At 67.4% G+C, this 21809-nt stretch carries 16 protein-coding genes; 13 read left to right on the forward strand and 3 right to left on the reverse strand.

Annotated features, from left to right (window positions below):
• Together AVR91_RS11690 and AVR91_RS11695 are read left to right on the forward strand one after the other, a co-directional pair.
• Nucleotides 1–1310 (forward strand): tetratricopeptide repeat protein (locus tag AVR91_RS11690; protein ID WP_211282700.1); only part of this gene is annotated, 1310 nt, incomplete at its 5' end.
• A gap of 764 nt (nucleotides 1311–2074) precedes the next feature.
• Complete coding sequence (locus AVR91_RS11695) at nucleotides 2075–2335, forward strand: hypothetical protein (RefSeq protein ID WP_063276116.1); 261 nt, start codon at nucleotides 2075–2077, stop codon at nucleotides 2333–2335.
• Nucleotides 2336–2703: 368 nt separating this feature from the next.
• Here the strand turns inward: AVR91_RS11695 and AVR91_RS11700 are convergent, their stop codons facing one another.
• Complete coding sequence (locus tag AVR91_RS11700) at nucleotides 2704–5736, reverse strand: RICIN domain-containing protein (protein ID WP_158077397.1); 3033 nt, start codon at nucleotides 5734–5736, stop codon at nucleotides 2704–2706.
• An 828-nt stretch (nucleotides 5737–6564) separates the two neighbouring features.
• Here AVR91_RS11700 and AVR91_RS43765 point away from each other — a divergent pair.
• The 7 genes from AVR91_RS43765 to AVR91_RS11735 all read left to right on the forward strand — a co-directional run bounded on the left by AVR91_RS43765 (nucleotide 6565) and on the right by AVR91_RS11735 (nucleotide 16349).
• The gene (locus tag AVR91_RS43765; protein ID WP_228709187.1) at nucleotides 6565–7152 is read left to right on the forward strand and encodes a hypothetical protein; all 588 of its coding nucleotides are present in this window, start codon (nucleotides 6565–6567) and stop codon (nucleotides 7150–7152) included.
• Between the two features lie 154 nt (nucleotides 7153–7306).
• Nucleotides 7307–11563, forward strand: a complete 4257-nt coding sequence (locus tag AVR91_RS11710) for a DNA/RNA non-specific endonuclease (RefSeq protein ID WP_143253971.1) — start codon at nucleotides 7307–7309, stop codon at nucleotides 11561–11563.
• 107 nt (nucleotides 11564–11670) lie between these two features.
• Complete coding sequence (locus AVR91_RS11715) at nucleotides 11671–12222, forward strand: SMI1/KNR4 family protein (RefSeq protein WP_158077398.1); 552 nt, start codon at nucleotides 11671–11673, stop codon at nucleotides 12220–12222.
• Nucleotides 12223–12709: 487 nt separating this feature from the next.
• On the forward strand, nucleotides 12710–13129 hold the full coding sequence (locus AVR91_RS11720; RefSeq protein WP_076857329.1) for a hypothetical protein: 420 nt from the start codon (nucleotides 12710–12712) through the stop codon (nucleotides 13127–13129).
• Between the two features lie 379 nt (nucleotides 13130–13508).
• Nucleotides 13509–14351, forward strand: a complete 843-nt coding sequence (locus AVR91_RS11725) for a hypothetical protein (RefSeq protein WP_143253973.1) — start codon at nucleotides 13509–13511, stop codon at nucleotides 14349–14351.
• A 319-nt stretch (nucleotides 14352–14670) separates the two neighbouring features.
• On the forward strand, nucleotides 14671–15216 hold the full coding sequence (locus AVR91_RS11730) for a hypothetical protein (protein ID WP_228709188.1): 546 nt from the start codon (nucleotides 14671–14673) through the stop codon (nucleotides 15214–15216).
• Nucleotides 15217–15644: 428 nt separating this feature from the next.
• Nucleotides 15645–16349 (forward strand): DUF3558 family protein, encoded by a 705-nt coding sequence (locus AVR91_RS11735; protein ID WP_211282702.1) that lies wholly within the window; start codon nucleotides 15645–15647, stop codon nucleotides 16347–16349.
• 113 nt (nucleotides 16350–16462) lie between these two features.
• On the opposite strand, the gene AVR91_RS11740 is transcribed toward AVR91_RS11735, so the two are convergent.
• Nucleotides 16463–17209 (reverse strand): SGNH/GDSL hydrolase family protein, encoded by a 747-nt coding sequence (locus AVR91_RS11740; protein ID WP_143253974.1) that lies wholly within the window; start codon nucleotides 17207–17209, stop codon nucleotides 16463–16465.
• Between the two features lie 112 nt (nucleotides 17210–17321).
• Between AVR91_RS11740 and AVR91_RS11745 the strand changes: the two genes are divergently transcribed.
• From AVR91_RS11745 to AVR91_RS11755, 3 genes are read left to right on the forward strand one after another with little or no spacing between them, the layout of a single operon-like run.
• A complete protein-coding gene (locus tag AVR91_RS11745) occupies nucleotides 17322–17996 on the forward strand; it encodes a response regulator transcription factor (protein ID WP_063276108.1) in 675 nt (224 codons plus the stop codon).
• A gap of 26 nt (nucleotides 17997–18022) precedes the next feature.
• Nucleotides 18023–19408: a sensor histidine kinase gene (locus AVR91_RS11750; RefSeq protein ID WP_228709189.1), complete on the forward strand. Its 1386-nt coding sequence runs from the start codon at nucleotides 18023–18025 to the stop codon at nucleotides 19406–19408.
• Nucleotides 19405–19887, forward strand: coding sequence for a hypothetical protein (locus tag AVR91_RS11755; protein ID WP_143253975.1), 483 nt, complete (start codon nucleotides 19405–19407; stop codon nucleotides 19885–19887). Before AVR91_RS11750 ends, AVR91_RS11755 begins: the two co-directional genes overlap by 4 nt.
• Nucleotides 19888–19902: 15 nt before the next feature.
• Here AVR91_RS11755 and AVR91_RS11760 read toward each other — a convergent pair whose 3' ends face one another.
• A complete protein-coding gene (locus AVR91_RS11760) occupies nucleotides 19903–21093 on the reverse strand; it encodes an acyltransferase family protein (RefSeq protein ID WP_063276106.1) in 1191 nt (396 codons plus the stop codon).
• Between the two features lie 224 nt (nucleotides 21094–21317).
• Here AVR91_RS11760 and AVR91_RS42785 point away from each other — a divergent pair, with 224 nt between their 5' ends.
• Nucleotides 21318–21692 carry a hypothetical protein gene (locus tag AVR91_RS42785; RefSeq protein WP_143253976.1) on the forward strand — a complete coding sequence of 125 codons (375 nt, stop codon included), beginning with the start codon at nucleotides 21318–21320 and terminating at the stop codon, nucleotides 21690–21692.
• The last annotated feature ends 117 nt before the right edge of the window (nucleotides 21693–21809 follow it).

A 21809-nucleotide genomic window follows, 5' to 3' on the forward strand; every position in this document is an offset into this window, starting at 1 on the left:
ACGGAAATCATGACAGGGCCGGACCTCCGGGTCGTGAGGAACCCGAAGCGGCCCGTGAGGTCGCCAAATTCTGCGGATACCTACCGCTGGCGTTGAGCATTGTCGCCGCGATCCTGGTCAGCGACCCGGACCAGCCGATCAGTGAGATGGCGGCAGCGTTGCGGTCCTCGACCACCCGACTCAGCGAACTCAGCTATGACCGCGATCTCGCTGTGCACGCGGCGTTCGCGTTGTCCTACGCCCGCCTGGAGCACGACGATGCCCGACTATTCCGCCTGTTGTCGCTGAACCGGGGTCCGCAGATCAGTGTCGAAGCCGCCGCGGCGTTGGCCGATCTGGCGCACCGGGATGCCGCGAAGATATTGGGCAGGCTGCGCAGAGCGCACATGATCGAGCAGGCCGAGCTTCGCGGCTGGTTCCGGTTCCACGACTTGCTACGGCTCTACGCGGAGCACTGCGCGGCCATCGACGAGTCCGCCGATGCGTGCGAGGCCGCCGTCGTCCGCCTATTGGACTACTACGTTGACGCCATGCGGTTGGTCGACGAGGAACTCGTGCCGTCACCCGAGGCCCTTCCGGAGGCTCGCGCCTGGTTCCGGGCGGAACGGACGAATGTCGTTGACGCCATCACTTTGGCTCACGAGTCAGGCCGATACGAGCAGGTCACGCAGTTGGCTTTCGCGCTCAGCGGGTATCTGCTCTTCCAGCGAAACTGGGAGGCTTGGCGCACCGTCTATCAGCTCGCGCTCCACGCGGCCCAGCAACTGAATGACCGGTTCGGCGAGGCGACCGCCCTTCTCGGCCTGGGCAGGGCGGCACGCCACCAGCGCGACTTCGACACGGCCCGCGCTCATTATCACGCAGCGCTGGTCGTGTACCGCACGCTCGACGACCGCCGCGGCGAAGCCCGCGCGCTCCACCACCTCGGCTCGATTCTGCGTCTGCAGGGTGACTATGGCACCGCCCGCGTCCACTACGACGAGGCGCTCGCTCTCTACCGCAGCCTCGGCAAACGGCACGGTGAAGCCGACATCGCACACAACCTCGGCACAATGGCGCGCCGCCAGAAGCACCATGCCCAAGCTCGCACCCACTACCTCGAAGCTTTGGCGATCAGTCGCGAGATCGGAGACCACCGCCGAGAGGCACGCGCTCTGGAACAACTCGGCAAGACGGCTAGAGACCAGGGGGACCCCACGCAGGCTCACGGTCACTGGCAAGCGGCGATCGTGGCATACGAACGCGCGAACGATCGAGCCTATGCCACAGGGCTGCGCCGACGAATGACACGTGATCTCCCAGCCTGCTGAGGCCTCCTTGCACGGTGTGGCGCCGGCCGATCAGCTGCGTTGGTTGGAGGACATGGGCCCAATTGATGAATTCTGAAGGCGCTACGAAGTCGGCCTCTACGGACGGCGAGGGCCTGCTCCTCCGAAGCGGGCCTATCAACTGGCCAGAGCATATTGCCGCCGCGCCGTTGGTTCCAATGCTCGCCAGTGGCCTCCAAGGACACGGGAGTTCACTGATCGGCAGACTGCCTCTATCCGCCCGGAAAATCCGGACAGGTAGAGGCAGTCCAAGCGTATTTAGGCGTGTGCCTTGGTCAGTCCGACGTTGTTGTCCCGCTGGCCCAAGTAAGCGCCTTCGGCTCCGAAGTCAATGTTGAAGCTTCGAGGCAGTTGTGTCGTGGTTGGCAGTTAAGCAGTGGTCCCGGGCGAACTCGGCGTGTCAGGATGACGGAATGTCCGGCCGGTTCGATGCTCGCGATGAGCCGCTGCGCTACCTGCGTCTGGGTGCTGTACTGGTGCGCTGTCCACGATGTACTGGCCGGGCGGTGGCCACTGCTACGAGGGTGAGTTGCACGGGCTGCGGGTATGCCATCGTGGACGGGCACCCTGAGGCCGCGATCGACCGCGTCGAGGTGTCTGCCGCCGGCCGCTGCGGGAACTGCGGGCGGCCGGTTACGCAGCGGCGACAGCGATGGCGACGCGCGCAGCCACGCACTCTGCGGGTGTCCTGTCCTCACTGCCGGACCGCGACGGCTCTTCCCGTGTCGAGGGTGTGGTCTCGGTCTGTGCCGGCGGTTCCCCGGTATCGCGGTCTGGAGCTGTGGCTACAAGCCCCGTGCAAAGGGGAGATCCTCTGGGCTTATCGCGAAGCCCACCTCGACTACTTGGAACGGTATGTCGCGTCCGGGCTACGCGAGCAGGCGCCGAACCGCAACAGCAGCCTGGCGAGCCGCCTTCCCGCCTGGATCAAGTCGGCGAAGAACCGCGACGACGTCGTGCGGGCCCTGTCTCGAATGCGAGCCTCCCTGCACGTCGGTGGCGCGTGAGAAGCACCAACTAGATACACGGGACACGGGATCCAGACCTTGTAGAGGTATCGACGACCGCCGGGATGTGCCCGCGCCGGAACGGCCCGGCGCCTGGCACTTTCCTGATCCTGACTGATTCTTGATCGGCTGGTTTGCGCGGTGGATATCCGGGTGTTGGCGGTGTACTGGCCGAGGGACGCACAGACGCTGTCCCTGGAATGGACCGGCGTGCGTTCGGAAATTCTAACGGGCCTCAGGGTAAGTCGGCCTCCTACGCACCCGGCTGAACCACCACATCAGGCCTGCGCGTGGCCCAACTGCTGTTCGGCATCGGTACGGGAAGCGGGTGCTGGCTCCACAGTCGTGGAGCCAGCACCTGGCGGGGTTTACGGAGTCGTGCTGATCTGGATGATGTTCCAGCGTTGGCTGGGGTTGCCGAGGTCGGCCCACTGTCCTACGAGGGTCGCGTTGGCGGTGCCGTTACCGAGGGCTTCGGCGACTTTGGCGGAGTAGACGCTGCGCAGGGCGAGGGTGCCGTTGGCTGCGGTGGTGAATTCCCATTGCTGGTTGACGCCGTTGTGGCAGGTGTACTGGACGATCGAGGTGCCGTTGTTGTAGTTGGTGGGCAGGTCGAGGCATTTGCCGGAGTTCTGGTTTTTGAGGGTGTATTTGTTGTTGCCGAGGTGGGTGAGTTTCCAGACCTGTTTGGCGCCGGCGACGCAGTCCCAGAGTTCTGTTCCTGCGCTGTCACGAAGTGCGTCCTGGCCGACACCGGCGACCTGGATGCATCGTCCGCCGTTGGCGTTCTTGAGTTCGATGGAGCCGGGTGCCATGGTGATGGTCTTGTAATCGATGGTGCCACCGCCGTCGTTGCTCCAGTCGATTCTTCCGTTCTGGAAGACGCTGCGGCGGCCCTTGGGTAGCGGGAGTTCGTCGGTGGTGGGGTAGCCGAGGTAGGACTTTTCGGAGCCGAGGGCATCCCATTTGCTGCGGATGTGGCCGTAGACGGCGTGGGCGCCGGTGGTGGGGTGCCAGTAGATGGCGACGCCGGTGCTGAAGTTGATGTATTTGCCGACTCCGTCGGAGGTGGATGTTTCGTCTCCGACGGGGTATGTGACGAATCCGGCTTCGTAGCCGAGTTCGGCGTACTTCTTGTGAATCTCGCCGGTGACGGCTCGGACTCCGTGGAAGGTGGTGCGGTAGATGGAGCCGGTGGAGAACCGCTGGAGGACACCGCCTTCAGCGGCGAAGCCGGCTTCTTCGCCGGTGGGGTAGCCCAGAGGGCCGTTTTCATAGCCGAGTGCGGCGAACTTGGTGTGGATGTCGCCGCTGACGGTGCGGGCGCCCATGGTGGGCAACCAGTAGATGGATCCGCCGGTGAACCGGTTGTACTGACCGCCCGCGGTGCCGAAGGCGGTTTCATCGGTGGTGGGGTAGCCGAGACGTCCGGTCACGCCACCGGCTTTGTTCCAGGTGTCGCCGATGACGCCGTGGACTTCGTGGGCGCCGCTGGCGGGGCTCCAGGTGATGTAGAGGGGGTAGTAGCTGCCCTGGGCGTTGGTGATCTGGAGGATCTGTCCTTTACCGTCGGGTGTGGCGGTCTGGTCGGTGAGCATTCCGCCGAGGGTGCCGGGTCCGCCGAGGGCGAGGAACTTGTCGAGGATCGGCCCGTTGTAGACGGGGTGAACCTGGGTGTTGGTGTAGCGGGTGAGGTACAGGCGGCCTTTCTCGTAGGCACGGTAGCCGAGGTTGTTGGCGTCCAGGACCGGTTCGGCGATCGGTTTGCCGAGGTTGGCGCGGATCTTCTCGTCGCGGGTGTAGCGCAGGTCGAACGGGGTGGGCGGGGCTGGGGTGTCGACTTCCCAGGTATCGCCGCGCGCGCCTTCAGGGTGGAGGTAGAGCCCGGATCCCTTCGGGCTGAACAGGAGCGCGTTGGGGTGGAGACACCAGGTGGCTTCGGCTTTGAACTCGGGGGTGCCGTCGGTGGGGGCGACGGTCACGTACGCCTCGGTGGGGACGCTGGCCGGCGTCGTCTTCTTCTTGTCCCAGCGGACGTAGTTGTTGGGGCGGGAGACCGACTGCAGTGAGAAGCACGCGGGGTCGGCCAGTCCGGGTTCGATCTTCCAGGCCTGCTCGGGGTGATTACCCGGTTGCCACAGGGTCAGGGTCGCGCGGCCGTTGGATTCGGTGAGGTAGGCCTCGTCCATTGTCTGGGTGAGGGTTCGCAGCGATTGGGTGAGGTTCTCGTCCTGACCGGTGCGCAGGAACCGTTCCCGGTCGATGGGTGTTCCGGCCAGCGCCGCGTCGGCGGCGGTGACCAGCGCCGTGTGCAGACGGCTTTTGACCGCGCGGGTGCGGATCTCGGTGATCTGGCGGATGTATTCTTCGTCGCGTTTGCGGAGCTCGATGTCGATGTCGCGCAGGTGGGCGTCTTTGGCGCCGTGATCGATGAAGGCCTTCCAGTCGGCGGGGTTGCGGCTGCGGACGGCGGCTTCGGCGGCACCGTGGACCTCGGTGTCCCGCGGGGCGCGGCTCCAGATCTCGATGACGAAGTCCTGATCGCTGAGGTTGACCAGGGCGGTGTCGCCGCGGATGCCCAAGGCGTGCCACGCGGCGTTGGCCTTGGCCTCGCGCGCGAGTTCGGCCGCCTTCTCCGCTTCGGACTTGGCCTCGTCCTCCCGGATCAGCCGGTCGACGTCCTTGCTGTGCTCGTCGAAGACTCCGACGGTGAGGAAGGTCCACTGTGCTTCGGCTGTACCGCGCAGCGCGGCCCGGGCTGCCTCCTTGACCGCGGTGTCCTTGTGGTTGTCGGCGTTGAGGTCGAGGTAGACGATGAACTCATAGACCGACTTCTCCAGGACGGTGTTGTCGGCCGGGATGCCGAGCAGACCGGCTGCCTTGGCTTTGGCGGTACGTTCCACTTCCTGCCGGGCGCGGCGCTCGGCCACGATGGCTTGATCCTGGACGTTGGCCGCGGCCATGCCGGTCTTGATGAACGTGGTGCAGGCGTCGTCGCTCTCGCCGAGTGCGGCGACGGCGGCCTCATTGACTTTCCGGTGCTCGGGCTCGAGCGGCTTCTGTTTGTCCAGATCGTCGGCCGCGTAGTACATGGCGGCGGTGAAGTTGCGGTCGGTGAGGATCAGCAGCTCCGGGCCGGCGACGATGCCCAGGATGGCGGCGGCCTTGGCTTTCTCGGCATCGGTGGACTGCGCCAAGGTGGCCTTCGGCGCTTCCTGCGCCGGTTCCTGGGGAGCCCCAGGCAAAGCACCCACGGTCAGGGGAATCGGAGCCGGCGGCGTCGCGGCCGGTGGCGTGGCGGGGTTTGGGGCCGCCGCCGTCGTGCTGGGGCTGACGTCGGGCGCGGCGGTGGCTGGTGCGGCAGCGAGGACGCTGAACGCCATGACGGCCGCGGTGAACACCGCGGCCGACCGTCCTGGACGTTGTCGCGGCAAGCGCGACGCCGCAGTCGATCTACCGGAACGTCTCACAACTATTCCCCCTCTTGATGGCATGATGATTGAATCAAATGGCGTATTACCGCTCAGCGGAAACCGCCCCCACAGGCGGCAAGAGAAACGCGAGCCTGACGAGAACTAGTGCCCATGATAAAACGCCGTCAATAGGTCTGGACAACCGAAACGCAGCCGTGATCAACGGGCGCCAAATTGCTGTGATCGCCGTCACTTTATGATGGGGAGCGCTTGCGATGATGTGCCATAGTTTCCCGGCTGCGTGATCACGTGGCTACTGGGGGGAGTGGAAATAGTGGTGAAGGTTGCTGTCGTCTGCCGAGCGCTCGTGATCGGGCTGGCGATCACACTTTCCTTATCCAGTAACGCTTCTGCTGTCGGCGCGGGTTCGGCGGGTCGGAGCTTGGCGGGGATCGAACAGTCACCGTGGTATCCGATGGTGCGCCAGATCGCTCTCTATCACGGGGAACGCTGGTTCGAGCCTCGGCATGGCAGGCAATATGGTCAGACGAAGGCGAAACCGCACTCCAGCGATTCGTAATATCCGGATTCCGCGAGGCGCGGGAGCGTGCTCAGCAGAATTCCGCGCGCAATCGAGATTTCGTGCAGCGAGTATTAGCGACGTATACCGCCACGTACTCCCCGAGGGTCCATGCCGCCGCAAAACAGGCCTCCCAGGGTAGTGACGCCGACCGGGATCGTTTCGTACGGACCGGTTTCGCCGAAGCGAAAGCGCTCGACACCGCCGCCCGGGAAGCCGACGAGCAGCATCGGCAGGTGATCGCTGCGGAAGAGCGGGACTTCGTCCGCCTGCTGAGCGTCTCCGATCCCGGTGAGCAGGTCCGGCTGGCCGCACAGCATGCTCTGCGCCCGGGAAGCACGGACACCGATGTGCGGGAGTTCTTCGCCACCGGGTGGATGGCGGCGGCCGCGCTGGACGTGGAGATCTTCCGGCTCCGCACGCAGGACGCGGGGATCCAGTATCACGCGGTGATCCCGCGGCTGGTGGCAGAGGCCGAGACGGCCGAGCTCGAGGCCCGCAACGCGAGTGAGGCCGCGGCGGAGCAGGCCCGTCTGGTCGCCGCCCGGGCCTGGGCCACCACGCGGGAGAAGGCCGAGGAAGCACGGCAGGCCTGGGAGGCCGAGCGGCAGCTCTGTCTCGAGCAGGCCCGGTACTGGCAGACGGTGAAAGACCGCGCGGCCGCGGAAACCGACCCGGTCTGGGCGACGATCGTGACGGGGGCAGAGAAACAGCGCGGCGGCTGGACGACGGAAACGACTTTCGCCGGCGACGAGGCCGGACGGTGGGCAGAAGCCCGCGATCAGGCTCAGCAGGGCTATGACCGGATGACCACCCGCCCCTGACCCGGCAGGTGCGTTCCGCCTGGCCACGACCCGACCGCGAGCCAGGTGTTCTAACACAAATCGTTCTTCGAGGGTGGGGTGTGTTGTGCGAATGCCGAGACGGATGCGCCGCGCGAGACAAGGAATCCTGGCCAGCCGGTGGTGCCGGCGAACCGTGGTGGTGACCCTGGCCGCCGCCCTGGTGGCAGGGGGAGCAGGACCGGGCAGCTCGGTCGCCGCCCTCTCCGCACCAGGCGCCCGTCACAGCGAGTGGCAACCACCCGCCAGCCCCGCCGCGGCCAGCGAACCCACGCTGCCGGCGTCCGGGCCGGAAGGTGACCCGGAACAGGAAGCGGTGCTGCGGCAGCTGCAGCTGGACTTGCTGGCCGACATCGCCGCGTTCGACGAGGACGAGGAAGTCCGGGCCGCCGCCCGGGACACCCTGCGCAAGACCGAAGCCGGCGACGCCACCGCGATCCCCGCGTTCTTCGACCACGGCCAGCAGGACGCCAAGGCCGCGGCGAGGAAACGCAAAGCCGACGCCGACGCCTTCAACCGTGCCGTGATCGAACCGCTCGCCGGTACCGGCGGCCCCGTGTTCAACGCAGCTGTGGCCCGCGCGCTGGCCGGCAACGCCTACGACCGGGCCGACTTCCTGGCCTTCGGCCGCGACATCGCCGCCGAACAGGACCGCCGCGAGGGCGCCTATGACACGGAACTGAAGAACCGGCGGCGGATGCACGTCCAGGTCGCCGCCGACCGCGGCACCCCCGAGGTGTCCGCGGCGGCGAAGGCAGCGCTCGCCGCCGGGGACGCGGCGATCGCGGAGTTCCTCAAGACGGGATACCTGGCCGCGGCTCAGCGCGACGCCGACGCGCGGGAGCGGTATCTGGCCGAGCTGGAACAGAAACGCAAGGACGCGGTCGCGGCCTCGGATCTGGCACAGCGGACCGCGCGGGCGATGCGTGCTCGGACCAACCTGCTCGCCGCGCACGCCGACGGGGTCAAAGCCCTCGAGCGCACCGCGAACGACATGACCTCCGCGGCGAGAATCTCCCGCGAGACCGCCCGTCTGCTGGCGTCGGATCAGGCCGGGCACACCTACCACCCGGAGCTGTATCAGCGCGCGAAAGACGACGTCGCCCGCGAAGTCGGGCGCGCCGTCACCGACGCCCAGGCCGCCCAGGCCGCGGCCGCGGGTGCGAAGACCCAGGTCGACATCCTGCTACAGAACGGGATGCCGCACGGCACGCAATGGGCGAAGGTCGTGGAAGGCATGGCCGGAGCGGCGGATGCGGCGAAACGCGCCGCCGAGACCGCCGCGCACGCCATCGACGCGATCTCCGCCGACGCGGCGGCCACCGACGCCGCCGAGAAGGCGAGGGCGCACGAGGAGAACGCTCGGCAGTGGCGGCTCAACGCCGAATCCCACGCCGCCGCGGCCGCCCAGCTCGCACAGGCAGCCAAAGAGCAGGCCACCGCGGCCGCCGAGGCAGCGGAGCTGGCGCGCCAGGCCCGGGTCGACGCCGAAACCGCTCTCCGCAACGCCCGCGCTCACGCCGCGAACGTCAAACAAGCCCGGGTGGACGCCGAACGCGAACGCGACGTCGCCGCCGCGAAACGACAAGAGGCCGAGCACTGGCGCCAGCAGGCCGCCGCGAAACGACAGGAAGCCGAAGCCAAGCAGCGCGACGCCGCGCAGCATCGCGACGCCGCGCAGCGCGACGCGGCCATCGCCCATCAGAAACGCCTGGACGCCGAAGCTCAGCAGCGGATCGCGGCGGGGAAACGCGGAGACGCCCAAGCCCAGGAACAGATCGCCGCCGACGCCGCCCGTGACGCCCGCGCCCAGGAAAAGATCGCCCAGGACGCCAACACCAGCGCTCGTAACGAGGAAGCCAACGCGTTCCGGGCACGCGACGAGGCCGCGGCGATCGCCCAGTCCGCGGACACCGCGGACAAGAAGGCCACCTTTCTGGAAGGCCTGGCGCAGCGGATGCAGCAATCCACCGAAGTCGTGCAGGCGGACAAAGACAAGGCGTGGGCCGCGGCCCACGCAGCGCGAGCCGACGCCAACAAGGCCAAGGACGCCGCGCTGATCGCCCGTGGCCACGCAAACAACGCTCAAGCGGCGGCGGGCCGGGCACGCGGCGCCGCGATCGAAGCCGACGCCGCCGCTGGCCGGGCTCGCGCCCACGCCGACGCCGCGCAAGCCGCCGCTGCCGAGGCACGAGCCGCCGCCCGCGAAGCTGAAGTCGCCGCCGAGAAGGCCCGTACCGCCGCAAACGAAGCCCAGGCCGCAGCGGCCCGCGCCAACGAAGCCGCCACCCGCGCCGAACGAGAAGCCGCCGCCGTCCACGCCGAAGCACTGCGCGCCCGAGCCTCCGCCGAGGAAGCGACCGCGGCCGAGGCCCGCGCAGCGGAGAACGCGCGCAACGCCGCGAACCTCGCGCAGCAAGCCGCCGTGGAAGCAGCCATCACCCTGGACGCGGCCCACCGCACCGGGGATGAAGCGAACGCCGCCGGTATCGAGGCGGCCACCGCCGCCACCCAAGCCGGCATCGCCGCCCGCGCCGCGACCGCGTCGGTGCAGTCCGCGTCGGGCATCGCAGCTCCCGCGGACCAGGCGATCTCCATCGTCAGCCCCTTCAGCGGGACGGACATCGACGCCGACTTCATCGTCCAGGTCGCCAACCGCGCCAAGGACGTCGGCAACAGCCAGGTAGAGGCCGCCCAGGCCGCTGCCACAGATGCCGCCGCTCAGGCCCAGCGCGCCGCGGACGCCGCTCGTAACGCCGCCGCCGACGTCGCTCCCGCCTTCCAGGCTGCCTCTGCCGCTGCCAGCTCCGCCGCGGCCGCCGCCCGGTCCGCCGCAGCCGCGCAACAGTCCGCGGCCGACGCCGCCATCCACGGAGCCGCCGCCCGCAAGGCCGCAGCGGACGCCGCGGTCGTCGACGCCGGCGCCCAAGCCGACGCCCAAGCGGCCCGCGCGGCAGCGAACCAGGCGGCCGCAGATGCCGCACTCGCCGGACGCCTCGCTGACCAGGCCGAAGCCGACGCCCGCGCCGCACGCCAAGCCGCCGACAATGCAACCCGGGCAGCGAACGAAGCCAGCGCCGCCGCCACCCGGGCCGAACAAGACGCCGCTGCCGCCCAGCAGGCAGCAGAACAAGCCCAACGTGACGCCGACGCCGCCCGTACAGCCGCAAACCGGGCCGCGGAACACGCCCGCGACGCCGACCAAGCGGCGAGCAGAGCCGAGGGCTACGCCAAAGACACGGAATCCCGAGCCAACAACGTCGCAGCCGTCTCGGCGGACATCCAGAAGCAGCTGGCCGAGCTCCAGGAGAAACTGCGCCTGGAGCACGAGGCTCGGCAGCGAGCAGAGGTAGAGCAGGCCATCACCGACGACAGCGAGATCCCTGAGTTGACGCAGGCGGAAGCCGATGCGCTGCGAACCGAGAAGGGGCAAGCCGCAGTCGACGACTACAACCGCGCTCGCGCCGAGGCCAACAAGCCGCTGCTGGACTTCATCGTCGCCGAGGGCGGACAGATCATCCTCGACATCGTCGGCTTCACCGACGCTAAACGGTGCTTCACCGAGGGCGACTTCATCGCCTGCGTCATGACGGTCATCAACGCCCTGCCCATCCTCAAGATCGCTTCAGTCCTCAGCAAGATCCCTGACGCCGTGTCCGCAGTCGTCCGGATCGTCAAGGGAATCCGCACCTTCAAAGATCTGAAGGTCGCGGGGAGACGGCTGGCCGGCGAGCTCCGGGACTTGGCCCAGCGGCTGATCAGGTGCAAGCCGGCTGCCATGAGTAGCCTCGCCGGGCCTGGCTGTGAGGTGCAGACGAAACCCAAGCGCGACCCCCACGCACCACCGGTGAACGATCCTCGGCGGGACCCCTACCCCTTCCCCGGACCTCTCCCCGAACCCGGCCCAGGTGAGGAGAACAACGATAGGAAATGCCCTGACGGCACGGCCGGATGGGTCGTCAACGACAGGATGCAGAACTTCACCTACAACAATGTTCCCGCAAGCCGCGCCACCGGTGGAACAGCGTGCATTATCACGGCACTGCCCCGACAGGACGGCGACCCGGACACTCCAGCCGGACACATTGAGGGAGTGACCCACCGGTCGCACCTCATCGCCTCGATGTTCGGCGGAGTGCACAATGTGCAGAACATCGTACCGCTGCACAGGCTGGCCAACACGCCTGTCATGCAATGGGACATTGAAGAGCCGATCGCGCGAGCGGTGCGCCAGGGCGAAAGAGTCTACTATCGGGTCAGCGCCTACTACAACAGTCCGGGTGACGCATTACCGGCCAGGCTATACATCAAGGCATGGGGCATGGAAGGGAAATTCCGATGTCTCGCAATAGTAGAGAATGTCCCCAACCCGCCGCGGACTGCGTGCCAGTAGGCTAGTCCTCGTTGTGAACGGTTTGCGAGAGTGTCATGTCGGGTCCAGGTTGGTGGTCCGACATGATACTGTCCGGCCTGGCGTCGGATACTGTGAAGGAGTTCGCCTTGTCTATCGCCGACCATCGCCGTGAAGTGGATAGTATCGCCGCCACACTTGATTGGGTCGGCTCCGTGGCTCCAGAAGTGGGCTGGGACGTCGTCGAGCACCGCCTGAAAACGTCTCTCCCGGCTGATTACAAAGAATTCATGACCAGGTTTCCGTCGGGAATATTCCGTCAAGTAATCAGGCTCATAAACCCGATGCAGAGTCATGGCCATCTAGGGTCCTTTCAGGCCGACTTCGACCAGGCTTTGGACAACGTGAAGACAGCCTGGGAATACGAATACGACACGTATCCACCATTTCCAGAACCTGGCGGAGTCGTGCCGTTCGCATCCGACGACACAGGTGGCGCGTTTTTCTGGCTCCCCTGGACGCCCGACCCCGACAAATGGCACGTGGTGTACCTGAGTCGGCACAGTCCGGACTCGTGGACGCGAACGAAGCGGACGATGACGGCAGTGATGCTCGAACTCGCGAAGAGTAAAGGCAAGCGAAACATCCTTGGCTGGGATATGTCCCGGTATGAGCACTCATTCAACCCGTTGGCGTTATAGGCTTGTGCGTTTCTGGACAGTTGGCGATCGCTCACGATGGCCAGAACCATGGGAACGATGGTCCGCGCCGAAACCTCCTCGCGCGTCGACGAGATCGCCACGTTACCGGGCTGGCAGCGGCCGTTCATTCCCGAGAGGTCCTGGGCACCCCGTCGAGCCTGCTTCCGTGGGGATCCGACGGCCAAGGTGGAACCTTCTGCTGGATCACCGATTTCCGGCGACCCCGACGGATGGAGGATCACTTACCACGACCAGAGTGTGGCCGAATGGCGTGAGCATCCCGGGCCGGTCACCCAGCTCCTCCCCTTCGCCGACCGCTAGCTCTTCGAGACTGTGCGACACAGTAGGCCGCCGTGGCAACGGGATTGAGTATGTTTCGTAATGCGGGAAGGGAGACAGCATGCCGGCGCAGGAACCTGTCCCCACACCGCGACGCGGAGATGACCGGTCTCCGGCACGGCGACACCGCGGCTGGCGGCGTGTGCTGATGGTGCTCGTCCCCGTCCTGTTGACGCTCGGTGTACTGGGCGGAGCCGCGTTCACTTCCAAGGTAGCGAACCACATCGGCTACGGCCTGCCGAGAGAAAGAGGACTTCCGTACCGGATTCACTACAACGGCAGGGACTATCGCAGCCACCTGACGTGCGCTGGCGCGCAATGGTGCGAAGACGAGAAGACCCCCGAAGAGCGAGCAAAGCCTTACTGCACGCCTCGTGCTGGATTGGGCTTGAGCGAAGGCGCAGGAGACGCACGCTTGATGAAGGTTGATGACGTCTTCATCCTGTTCGGCTCGTCACGCCCCCTCTTCACAGTCGGCATCGTTCCGCCGGAGGAGACAGCGACAAGGGTGGTCGTCGAGGCCTCCGACGACTGCTACCTGACATACGACCTGGTGGGCGGTCCATAGTCTTCCACCGATGCCGGCCGACGCGGCGAACGTCGGCATCGGCTACGGGGGAGTCGCGCACTACTGGTCTGGCGCCGCCGGCAATCCACCGCCGAGTTGTGACCGCTCGAAAAGACGCTGGTGCCCGCCGTACTTCGATCGCCATGACTCCTGTATGCGATCCAGGGCGAAAGCGGCATTTCGACGACGGGGCATTCGCCGCCGGATCCGGGCCCGGTCCTGTAACCCTTGGAGGTGCTTCGCCGACCTGGTTCGAGCCGGTAAATCCGACTGGCTTAGGGAGGGAAGGCATATGGACGGGTTCGCGCAGCTAGAGGAAGCCATTCGGTCGATGCCTGTGCCAGGTGCGCCGCCCCGTTTGTCACTCGACGGAGCCGCCGTGGGGCTGTCGTTCCTGGACACTGCGCTGAGGCTCAACCATGTGCGGCGGCTGACCGAGCGGATTTCCTTGGTCGATCACCAGGTCGCGCGGCGGATCACCGAAGTCGATGTGCGTCTCGGGATGCTCGACGAAGGGCAGCGCCAAGCCTCTGAACTTTTCCGGAGTATCACGAGCTACAGCCGTGATGGCGCGGAACACAAGGAGAGCGCGGAACACACGGACGGCGCGGAGTCCGGTCGGACCTTCGGCGCCCCCGAGATGTGGGTTCCCGTGGCCCGGATCTCCCGGACGGCCGCGCCTGTCGACGTACGGGACGCCTCCGGTCGGAAGCTGCCCCGGCTCACTCAGTACGAGACTTCGCGGCTGCTCGCGTCAGGGCTCTACCGGTTGCTCCGGGGCATCTTGACCGGATTTCCCGACGCCCGGTGCGGGCCGGTTGGCCTACTACGATCGGTCAACAACGCGAGGAGGGCGGCCTGGATCAGCCACCGGGGTTCGTGGTCCTGGTACAGAAGGCGGGCCAGCGGCTCGTCTCGCCCGCGCTCGCTGACGCCCGGGATGGCGGCCGGGCACGCGGCCAACTGCCGCGATAAGGCGCTTCAGCTCCTCGCTGACTATCGTGAGCCCCTCGGTGACTACTTCGCCGCGATCGCGCCCTCCTCCGGGCCCACGCCTGTACCTGCGACCCAGCCGGCACCAGTCGCGAAGGGCGGCGCCGACCAGGCGGTCATCGAAGCCTTGCGGCAGGTCGACGCCGGGTTGACCAAGAACACTGAACGTGCGGTGCGACGGTCGAAAAGCGTGTGCGAGTACGGCAGGAGTTCGACGGCGGCACAGTGAGCGTGGACGCCGGCAAGGCGGAAGACCCTCGCGGCGATCCGCGCCAGCGGCTTCTGCGGCTAGACGCGTCGGTAGCAAGCCGGTCAGCATGACCTCCAGCGCTCGGAAGTCGGCGTCGTTCGTCGCGCGCGTGCGGCGCGCACACCGGACGGGTCTACCCCGTCGAGCTCATCGTCGTGCCGGAGCTGGGAGGGGTCTGAACCACTGCGCACGTCTCCGAATAGGTTGACTTGACTGTGCCGTTGTCATGAGATTTCGGGTCCCACATGCTGACTTCGCGGTCTCCGGACTTGTCGGGGGCGCCTGCGAGGATGGCGGCATGACGGAAGAACCCTCTGAGGTTGACTCGGATCGCCGGTTCCGGTTGGAGACGCTGTGCGATGTCGTCCAAGCCGAGCTGGCGGCCGCCGGGTTGCCGGTGGCCACTGGCGGCCTTTCAACCGGTGCGGTCGTGTCGGTCGACTTGCCCGATCTGCGAGGAGTGCTTATCGACTGGCGGGAGCACGCGATCCTTCTTGACGCGGGGCAGGAGGCTTGGGCCGACGACCCGCATCGGGAAGGCGAGGAGTGCGCCGCGTTCTCGCAGTTGATGTCTGCGATCGGCGAGGCGATGGCCGAGGCGATCCGGAAGATCCTCACTGCTGCTGGTCTTGAGGTATCCGGCACTGACAACGACTACGCACCTCACGAACTCCTGGTCACCCGCAGAGTGGCCCCGTCGGTGTGGAGCGTGCGACGGGATGCTCAGTTCACCCGGCGTCATGACTCGATGCGCGCAGCCTGGAGCGCGCGGAACGCTGCTGAATGCCCGAACCCTGACTGCGAGACCCACCACAGCGGACATCAACGAGACTCGAGCTCCTGACACACGTCCAGCCAGTCAGGTCCGAGCACGCGCTGATCTGCATGCGCTGGGGTGATCCGATGGTCGATTCGGTTCCAACGTAGATAACGACGTGCTCCCCGCATGCGCGCAGGCGGTCCGTACGTCGACCTGACCATGAAGATCAGGGACGAATCGGTGTGCCGATGAGCTGACCTGCGTCCTCTGACTTTCGCAGCAGCCGGAGCGGGCCGCCGGGTGGGTAACGCGAATGGTGGCTGGACCAACATGGTCTTCCCTGCTCAAGGCGGCGAACGAAGGCGCCTCGCCTGAGCGGGCGGGAGCGGCGCGGCGTTGCCAGGTCCGGCCCGGTTCCGTGACTCGGCCGCTGAAGCTCGGTGAGCAAGTTTGGCGACCGACGCCGAGACGGGTAAGTTCTTTTCACTTCGGATGGGGGAGATGAGCGCAAGATGCCAAACGTGGAGTGCTTCGGCCGGCTGAGAGCCGGTCGAGTCGCAGTGTTTGTCGCCGCGTCGGCAATGCTAGGGCTAGTCGGGTGTTCGTCGGACAAGTCCGGTTCGGCGCCGCAAGGCCAGGTCGCCGCGAGCGTGGCCCAGTCGTCCGCTGACCCGGATGCCAAGACGTCCACTCCGGACGCTTTGTGTGAACTTCTCACACCGGCCGAGCTGTCGACGCTTACCGGAGAGGTGTCCGATCCGAAGACGTCGGCTGTCGGCGGACTGCCCGCGTGTCACTGGGAGACGCCTGCCGGGGGTCGCGTCCAGGTGATCGGTACGTCAGCGGAAAAGTGGGCAACGCAATTGCCCGCGGCAATAGAGCAGCTGAAGAAGTCGGGACTGCTCGACGATCCGGAGACGGCTCGCAAACTGGAAGCGGCTCGCGACCTGATCGCCTCAGGCAAGGAGATCGCGCCGGATCGTGCTTGTGAGCTGTTCTCCACGTTGCTGGAGATTCAAGGGCAACCGGTCGGCAGCTCACGCACCGTGAATCTGATTCCCACTCGGGAGAACCCCAAAGCCATCAACGGACAAGCCTGCAGTGGAGGGAGATTCACGTCCGTCCAGCTCGTCGCTCCGAACCTGAGCGGCTCCGACGATGAGGTCTCGAGACTGTCGAGCGTGCTGACCAGCGCACACGAACGCAACCGCGGCTGAGTACTTTCAACCGGTTTTGTCGAGTCGTGTGTGCATTCGCGACGTCCGGTCGGCAGCCTGAGCTCTGTTTCTCAGGAATCCATCCGCGGCGACGCCGAGCAGGGTGAGTCCGGTCAGCAGCCTTGGAAGCGTTTGTCGCCGGACCACCCGGTGTTTGCCCACGCTCCCGGATCGGGCTGGGTGAAACCGGGGAGCAGGGCGGTCAGCTTGCCGAGCAGCCAGCTGGTGAAGCGCGCGGCGCCTTGCGGGCAGGTGTGGATGCCGTCCACGCTGCGGTCGGCCTTGCCGTCCTTGCTCTGTTGGTAGGTCTCTCCCCACACCGCGGTGGCGTCGAGGAACACGGCTTTGCCCCCGGAGCCGTCTGCGACCGTCTTCGCGACCTCGGCAGTGCGCTGCAGATCGGCCATATGCGGCTGGTAGAAATCGTCCACCTTGATCGGCGGCATGGAGACGAAGGCGAGCTTGGCCCCGGCGCCGGATACGGTGTCGGCGAGCTTGCCGTAGGCGGCTTTCTGCTCGGCCTGGGTCCCCCAGTCGTAAGTGGTGATCTGGTAGATCACCACCGTCGGCTCGGCCTTGGCGAGCTGACCGGGCAGCTCTTCCCAGTTCTTTTCGGAGAACGGGCCCACGACGTTCCCGCCTCCGGCCGCGGCGAGCGATTCGAAGCCGGCGCCGCCCGCGGCGAACGCCGCACCGAGCGGCAGCGATTGACCCTCCGCGATGGAATCCCCGAGCAGGACCACCTTCGACCGCGCCGCGACGGTCCCTCCGGCCGGGCCCGGCGCGGATTCGCCCGAACACGCCGCGGTCGCAAGCGCCACGGCGGCCAGACTGACAACGATCTTCGATTTCTTGATCATGTCTCCGACTCTGCCGCCGCGATGTCCCGGCGACCGCGCCGCTGTGTCGCGATCGTGTCGCAGGGGCCGGCCGAGCCGGGCGCCGTGGCGGCGGAGTGTCCATACTGGACGCGTGGCGTCGATCCTGCTCATCGAAGACGACCCCCTCGTGCGCCGCGGTTTGCAGCTCGCGCTGAACCGGCACGGACACGAGGTGCGCGTCGCGGAAACCGGCGAGGACGGGCTGACCGAGTTCCACACGGCCCCGTCCGACCTCGTCGTGCTCGACCTGATGCTTCCCGGCATCGACGGATTCGAGGTGTGCCGCCGGGTGCGGGCGGCCGGTCCGGTGCCGGTCATCATGCTCACTGCCCGGGGCGACGACTTCGACATCGTCACGGGGCTGGCCGCGGGCGCGGACGATTATGTCGTCAAACCGGTTCAACCCACGGTGCTCGACGCGCGGATCCGCGCGGTGCTGCGACGCACCGCGGGCTCGGCGGAGGACGTTCGCGTGCACGGCGAGCTCCGGATCGACACCGCCGCGCTGGTGGTGACGGTCCGCGGCGCGCCGGTGCAGCTCACCCCGACCGAATTGCGGCTGCTGCTGACGGTGTCGCGGTCCCCCGGTCGCGTCTTCACCCGCAACCAGCTGCTGGAAGAAGTGTGGGAGCACGACTATCTCGGCGATTCGCGGCTGGTCGACAACTGCGTGCAACGGCTGCGGGCGAAGATCGAGGCGGATCCGGCGACGCCGGTGTACATCCAGACGGTTCGCGGGTTCGGATACCGGTTCGGGCCGCTGTGATGGCCTGGCGGCCGTGGCCTCGCGCCTTGCGCCCCCGGCTGATCGTCGCGTTCGTGCTGGCGACGGTCCTCGGGGCCGCGGCGGCCGCCGCCGCCGCGGCAGGCTCGGCGAGTGCGTCGCTGGTCGAGGCCGCTCAGCAGCGGTACAGCGAGACCTTCGCCGCCCAGGTCGCCGCGTTCGCCCCGCAACTGACCTATCCGCCGGACCAGGACGCGCTCGACCGGCTGCGCGCGGTCGTCGGGACGAACACGGTGGTGACCTACGGGGCGCTCCTGTCGGCGGACGGGGCCGGGTCCCGGCTGGTCACCGGCGAGCTGCGCGCCGAAGTGCGCGCGCGGCAGCAGCTCATCGCGCAGCGGCTGACCGCCGACGGAGTGCCGTGGTTGGTGCTCGGCACGCCGATGGTGATCACCTCGGTGGACGGCAACCGGACGCCGTCGGGGATCGAGGTCTACTCGGCCCACGATCTCGCCGGGGTGGTGGAGCAGACCGGCGCGCTGACCGGGTCCGCCGCGATCGCCGCCGCGATCGTGATCCCGCTGTCGATCCTGCTGGCCCTGCTGCTGGCCGGCGGGGTGCTGCGGCCGGTCCGGCAGCTCCGGGACACCGCGCGGCGGCTGGCCCGTGGCGACCTGACCGCGCGTACCACCCCGAAGGGCGTCGACGAACTGGCCCAGCTCACCGTGACGGTCAACGAGATGGCCGAATCCGTGCAGACATCGATGCTCGCGATGGAGCAGATGCGGAACGACGCCAAACGCTTCGCCGCCGACGTCTCGCACGAGCTGCGCACCCCGCTCAGCACGCTCACCGCCGTGGTCGAGGTGCTCGCCGTCACCGCGGACGGGATGGAACCCGACGCGCGGGAGTCCGCGCAGCTGGCGATCACCGAAACCCACCGGCTCGTCCGTCTTGTCGAGGAACTCATGGAGATCTCGCGGTTCGACGCGGGCACGACATCGCTGCGGCCGGAGGACGTCGATCTCGCCGAGGCGCTGCGGTATTGCCTGCGGGCCAGGGGCTGGCTGGACGAAGTCGAGCTGGTGGCGGCGGAGGGAATCCGGCTGCGGGCCGACCGGCGCCGGCTCGACGTCATCGTGGCCAACCTCGTCGGCAACGCCTTGCGCCACGGCGCGCCGCCGGTCCGCGTGCGCGTGTCCGCCACCCTCGCGGTGGTGAGGATCGAAGTGACCGACCGCGGCCCCGGCCTGCCCGAAGACGTGCTCCCGCACGTGTTCGACCGTTTCTACAAGGCCGACGCCGCGCGCGCCCGTACCCCTGGCAGCGGACTCGGCCTGGCGATCGCGCGGGAGAACGCCCGGTTGCACGGCGGCGAGCTCACCGCGGGCGATGTTCCCGGCGGGGGTGCGCGATTCGTGCTGGAGCTGCCGCGGAACCTGGAGGAGGAGTGAACCCCATCCGTGCCCTGGTCGTCGCCGTGATCGTCCTGCTCGCCGCGGGATGCGGGGTGAGCCCGGACGGGCCCGCACCCGCGGGCGACGCGCCGACCGGGGTCTCTCCCGACGTGACGCTCTATTTCGTCGACCATCAGGGACAGTTACGGCCGGACCGGCGTGCCACCGGTCGGCTGGGTTCGGTCGCCGAGGCGGTTTCGCTGCTGCTGGCCAGTCCGGCAGGCTCGGGCCTGCACAGCGAGATCGAGCAGCTCACGGTCACCTCGGTCACCGCGAAAACCGGGCCTGGCGTGGTGGAGCTGATCCTGCCGCTGGCCCACTACGAGGTCACCCGGCGAGGCATCGACCAGATCGTGTGCACCGCACTCGGCGTCCACGTGCAGGGCGGCGGTCAACGGACGACCAAGGTGCGGCTCCGGTTCACCGTGGGGACGGAGGAACCGGCGCCGCCGCGGTCGTGCCCGCTCATCAAGTGAGCATGACGGCCAGGCTCACAACCCGGTGAGGTCGACGGTCACCGGCGCCGGTGCGGGCAATCCCAGCCACAGCACCGCGAGCCCGGCCATCAGCGCACCGAACGCCCACCCGCCGCGGCGGCCCGTCACCCACCGCACACGGAATCGGATCGGGTCTTCGACGAGATACTTCGACAGTGCCGCCAAACCGGTCGACACGGCGAACACCAGCGCCGTCCACCACCAGCCGCGCAGTCCCGTCATCGCCGGGGAAAGCAACACGCACACCGGCCAGTGCCAGAGATAAAGACTGTAGGAAACCCCGCCCAGCCACCGAACCGGCCGCCACGACAGGACACGGGCGACCGCGCTTCGTCCGTTGTGGACGCACAGTCCGATCAGCACCGCCGCCAGCAGCGAATGCGCGAACAGTCCGCCGGTGAACAGCCACGGGGAATTCGCCCCGTCGGCCAGCGACCACAACACCCCCAACGCCGCGACCACAGCCACCGACAGGCGGCCCGCGACCGCACGGGACGTCCGGGCCAGCATGGCCCGCACCGGCTCCGTCACCACCACGGCGCCCAGCAGCAGGGAAAACGCCCGGGTGTCCGTGCCGGTGTAGACACGGCTCGGATCCGCCGGATCGAACAGCGCCACCATCAACGCCACCGACAACACCGACCCGGCCAGCGCGGTCACCATCACCCGGCGCTCCGCCTCGACACCACGCGCGACGACGAGCACCAGCACCGGCCACACCAGGTAGAACTGCTCCTCGACGGCGATGCTCCACAAGTGCTCGAACACCCGGCTCGCACCGAACCGATCCCAGTAACCCGCCGAATCGGCGAGCAGATGCCAGTTGACCACGTTCAGCTGCACCCACGGGCCGTCCGACAGCGTCGTCCGTACGAGGTCCGGCGCTCCGGCCGACCAGACCACCGCGGTGACCACGACGAGTACCACGGCCAACGCCGGTTGCAGGCGACGGAGCCGCCGGCCCCAGAAGGCAGGCAGCGAAATCCCGCCGCGAGCCTCGACCTCACGCAGCAGCAGGCCGGTGATGAGGTAGCCGGACAAGGCGAAAAACAGGTCCACACCGAGGAAGCCGCCGGGCAATCGGCCAGTGTGGAACAGCAGCACCGCAACGACCGCGACCCCGCGCAAACCGTCCAGCGCGGGCAGATGCGGTCTGCGCCGAGCGACCGGTTGAGTATCCGTCATGCCGCCGACCCTGCCGTCGTGATGTCGGCCCGAGGCACTCGCAGGGTCGCGATCCGGTCGCAAAGCGGTGGCCGGCCGATGCGACGGGGGCTCGCGGTGAACCTGCTCCGGGTACTGCTGGAGCTCTTGCGTGTACTTCTGCGTGTTCGACGGCGAATCCGATTGTTAGCGTGATCTGGCGGGGTTCCGTGTTCACGAAGACTCTCGGAAAGAGGGTGGCAGCTGTGCAGAACAAGTTCGCTCGTGTGCTTGCCGTGATGGGGCTCTTCCTGTCACTTCCGTTCACCGGAACCGGGACAGCCGCTGCCGTATCCGCGGATGACTGTCGGCACTACAGTTTGCCTGGCCCGAGGCAGTCGGGCCAGGTCGCCGTTCTGTGCATGAGGATCAGTCCTTACCGCGACACCGCCAAGTATGCGGCCCATTGGACGGTCACGGGCGCGAAGGCCAACACCAAGGTGCTGGGCTATTTCGACGACAAGCTGATCAATCTCAGTACGAGCTATTCGTGGTGGACGTTCGACAAGGTCGTCACGGTCGGCGCTTGTGTGAACAACGAGTGCGGCACCTGGGTGGACATCTGGAGGAATGGCCATTGAGGGGCGAGCGCACATCGCGCGTTCGCGCGGAGGAGTTGCCATGGCGTTGCGGATCAAGGAATTCCCCCGTCGTCCGGCCGGAGGCGAACGGGAAACGGTGGCCGTCGATGGCGATCA

The organism is Amycolatopsis keratiniphila subsp. keratiniphila (genome assembly GCF_001620365.2).
Classification (GTDB): Bacteria; Actinomycetota; Actinomycetes; order Mycobacteriales; family Pseudonocardiaceae; genus Amycolatopsis; species Amycolatopsis keratiniphila.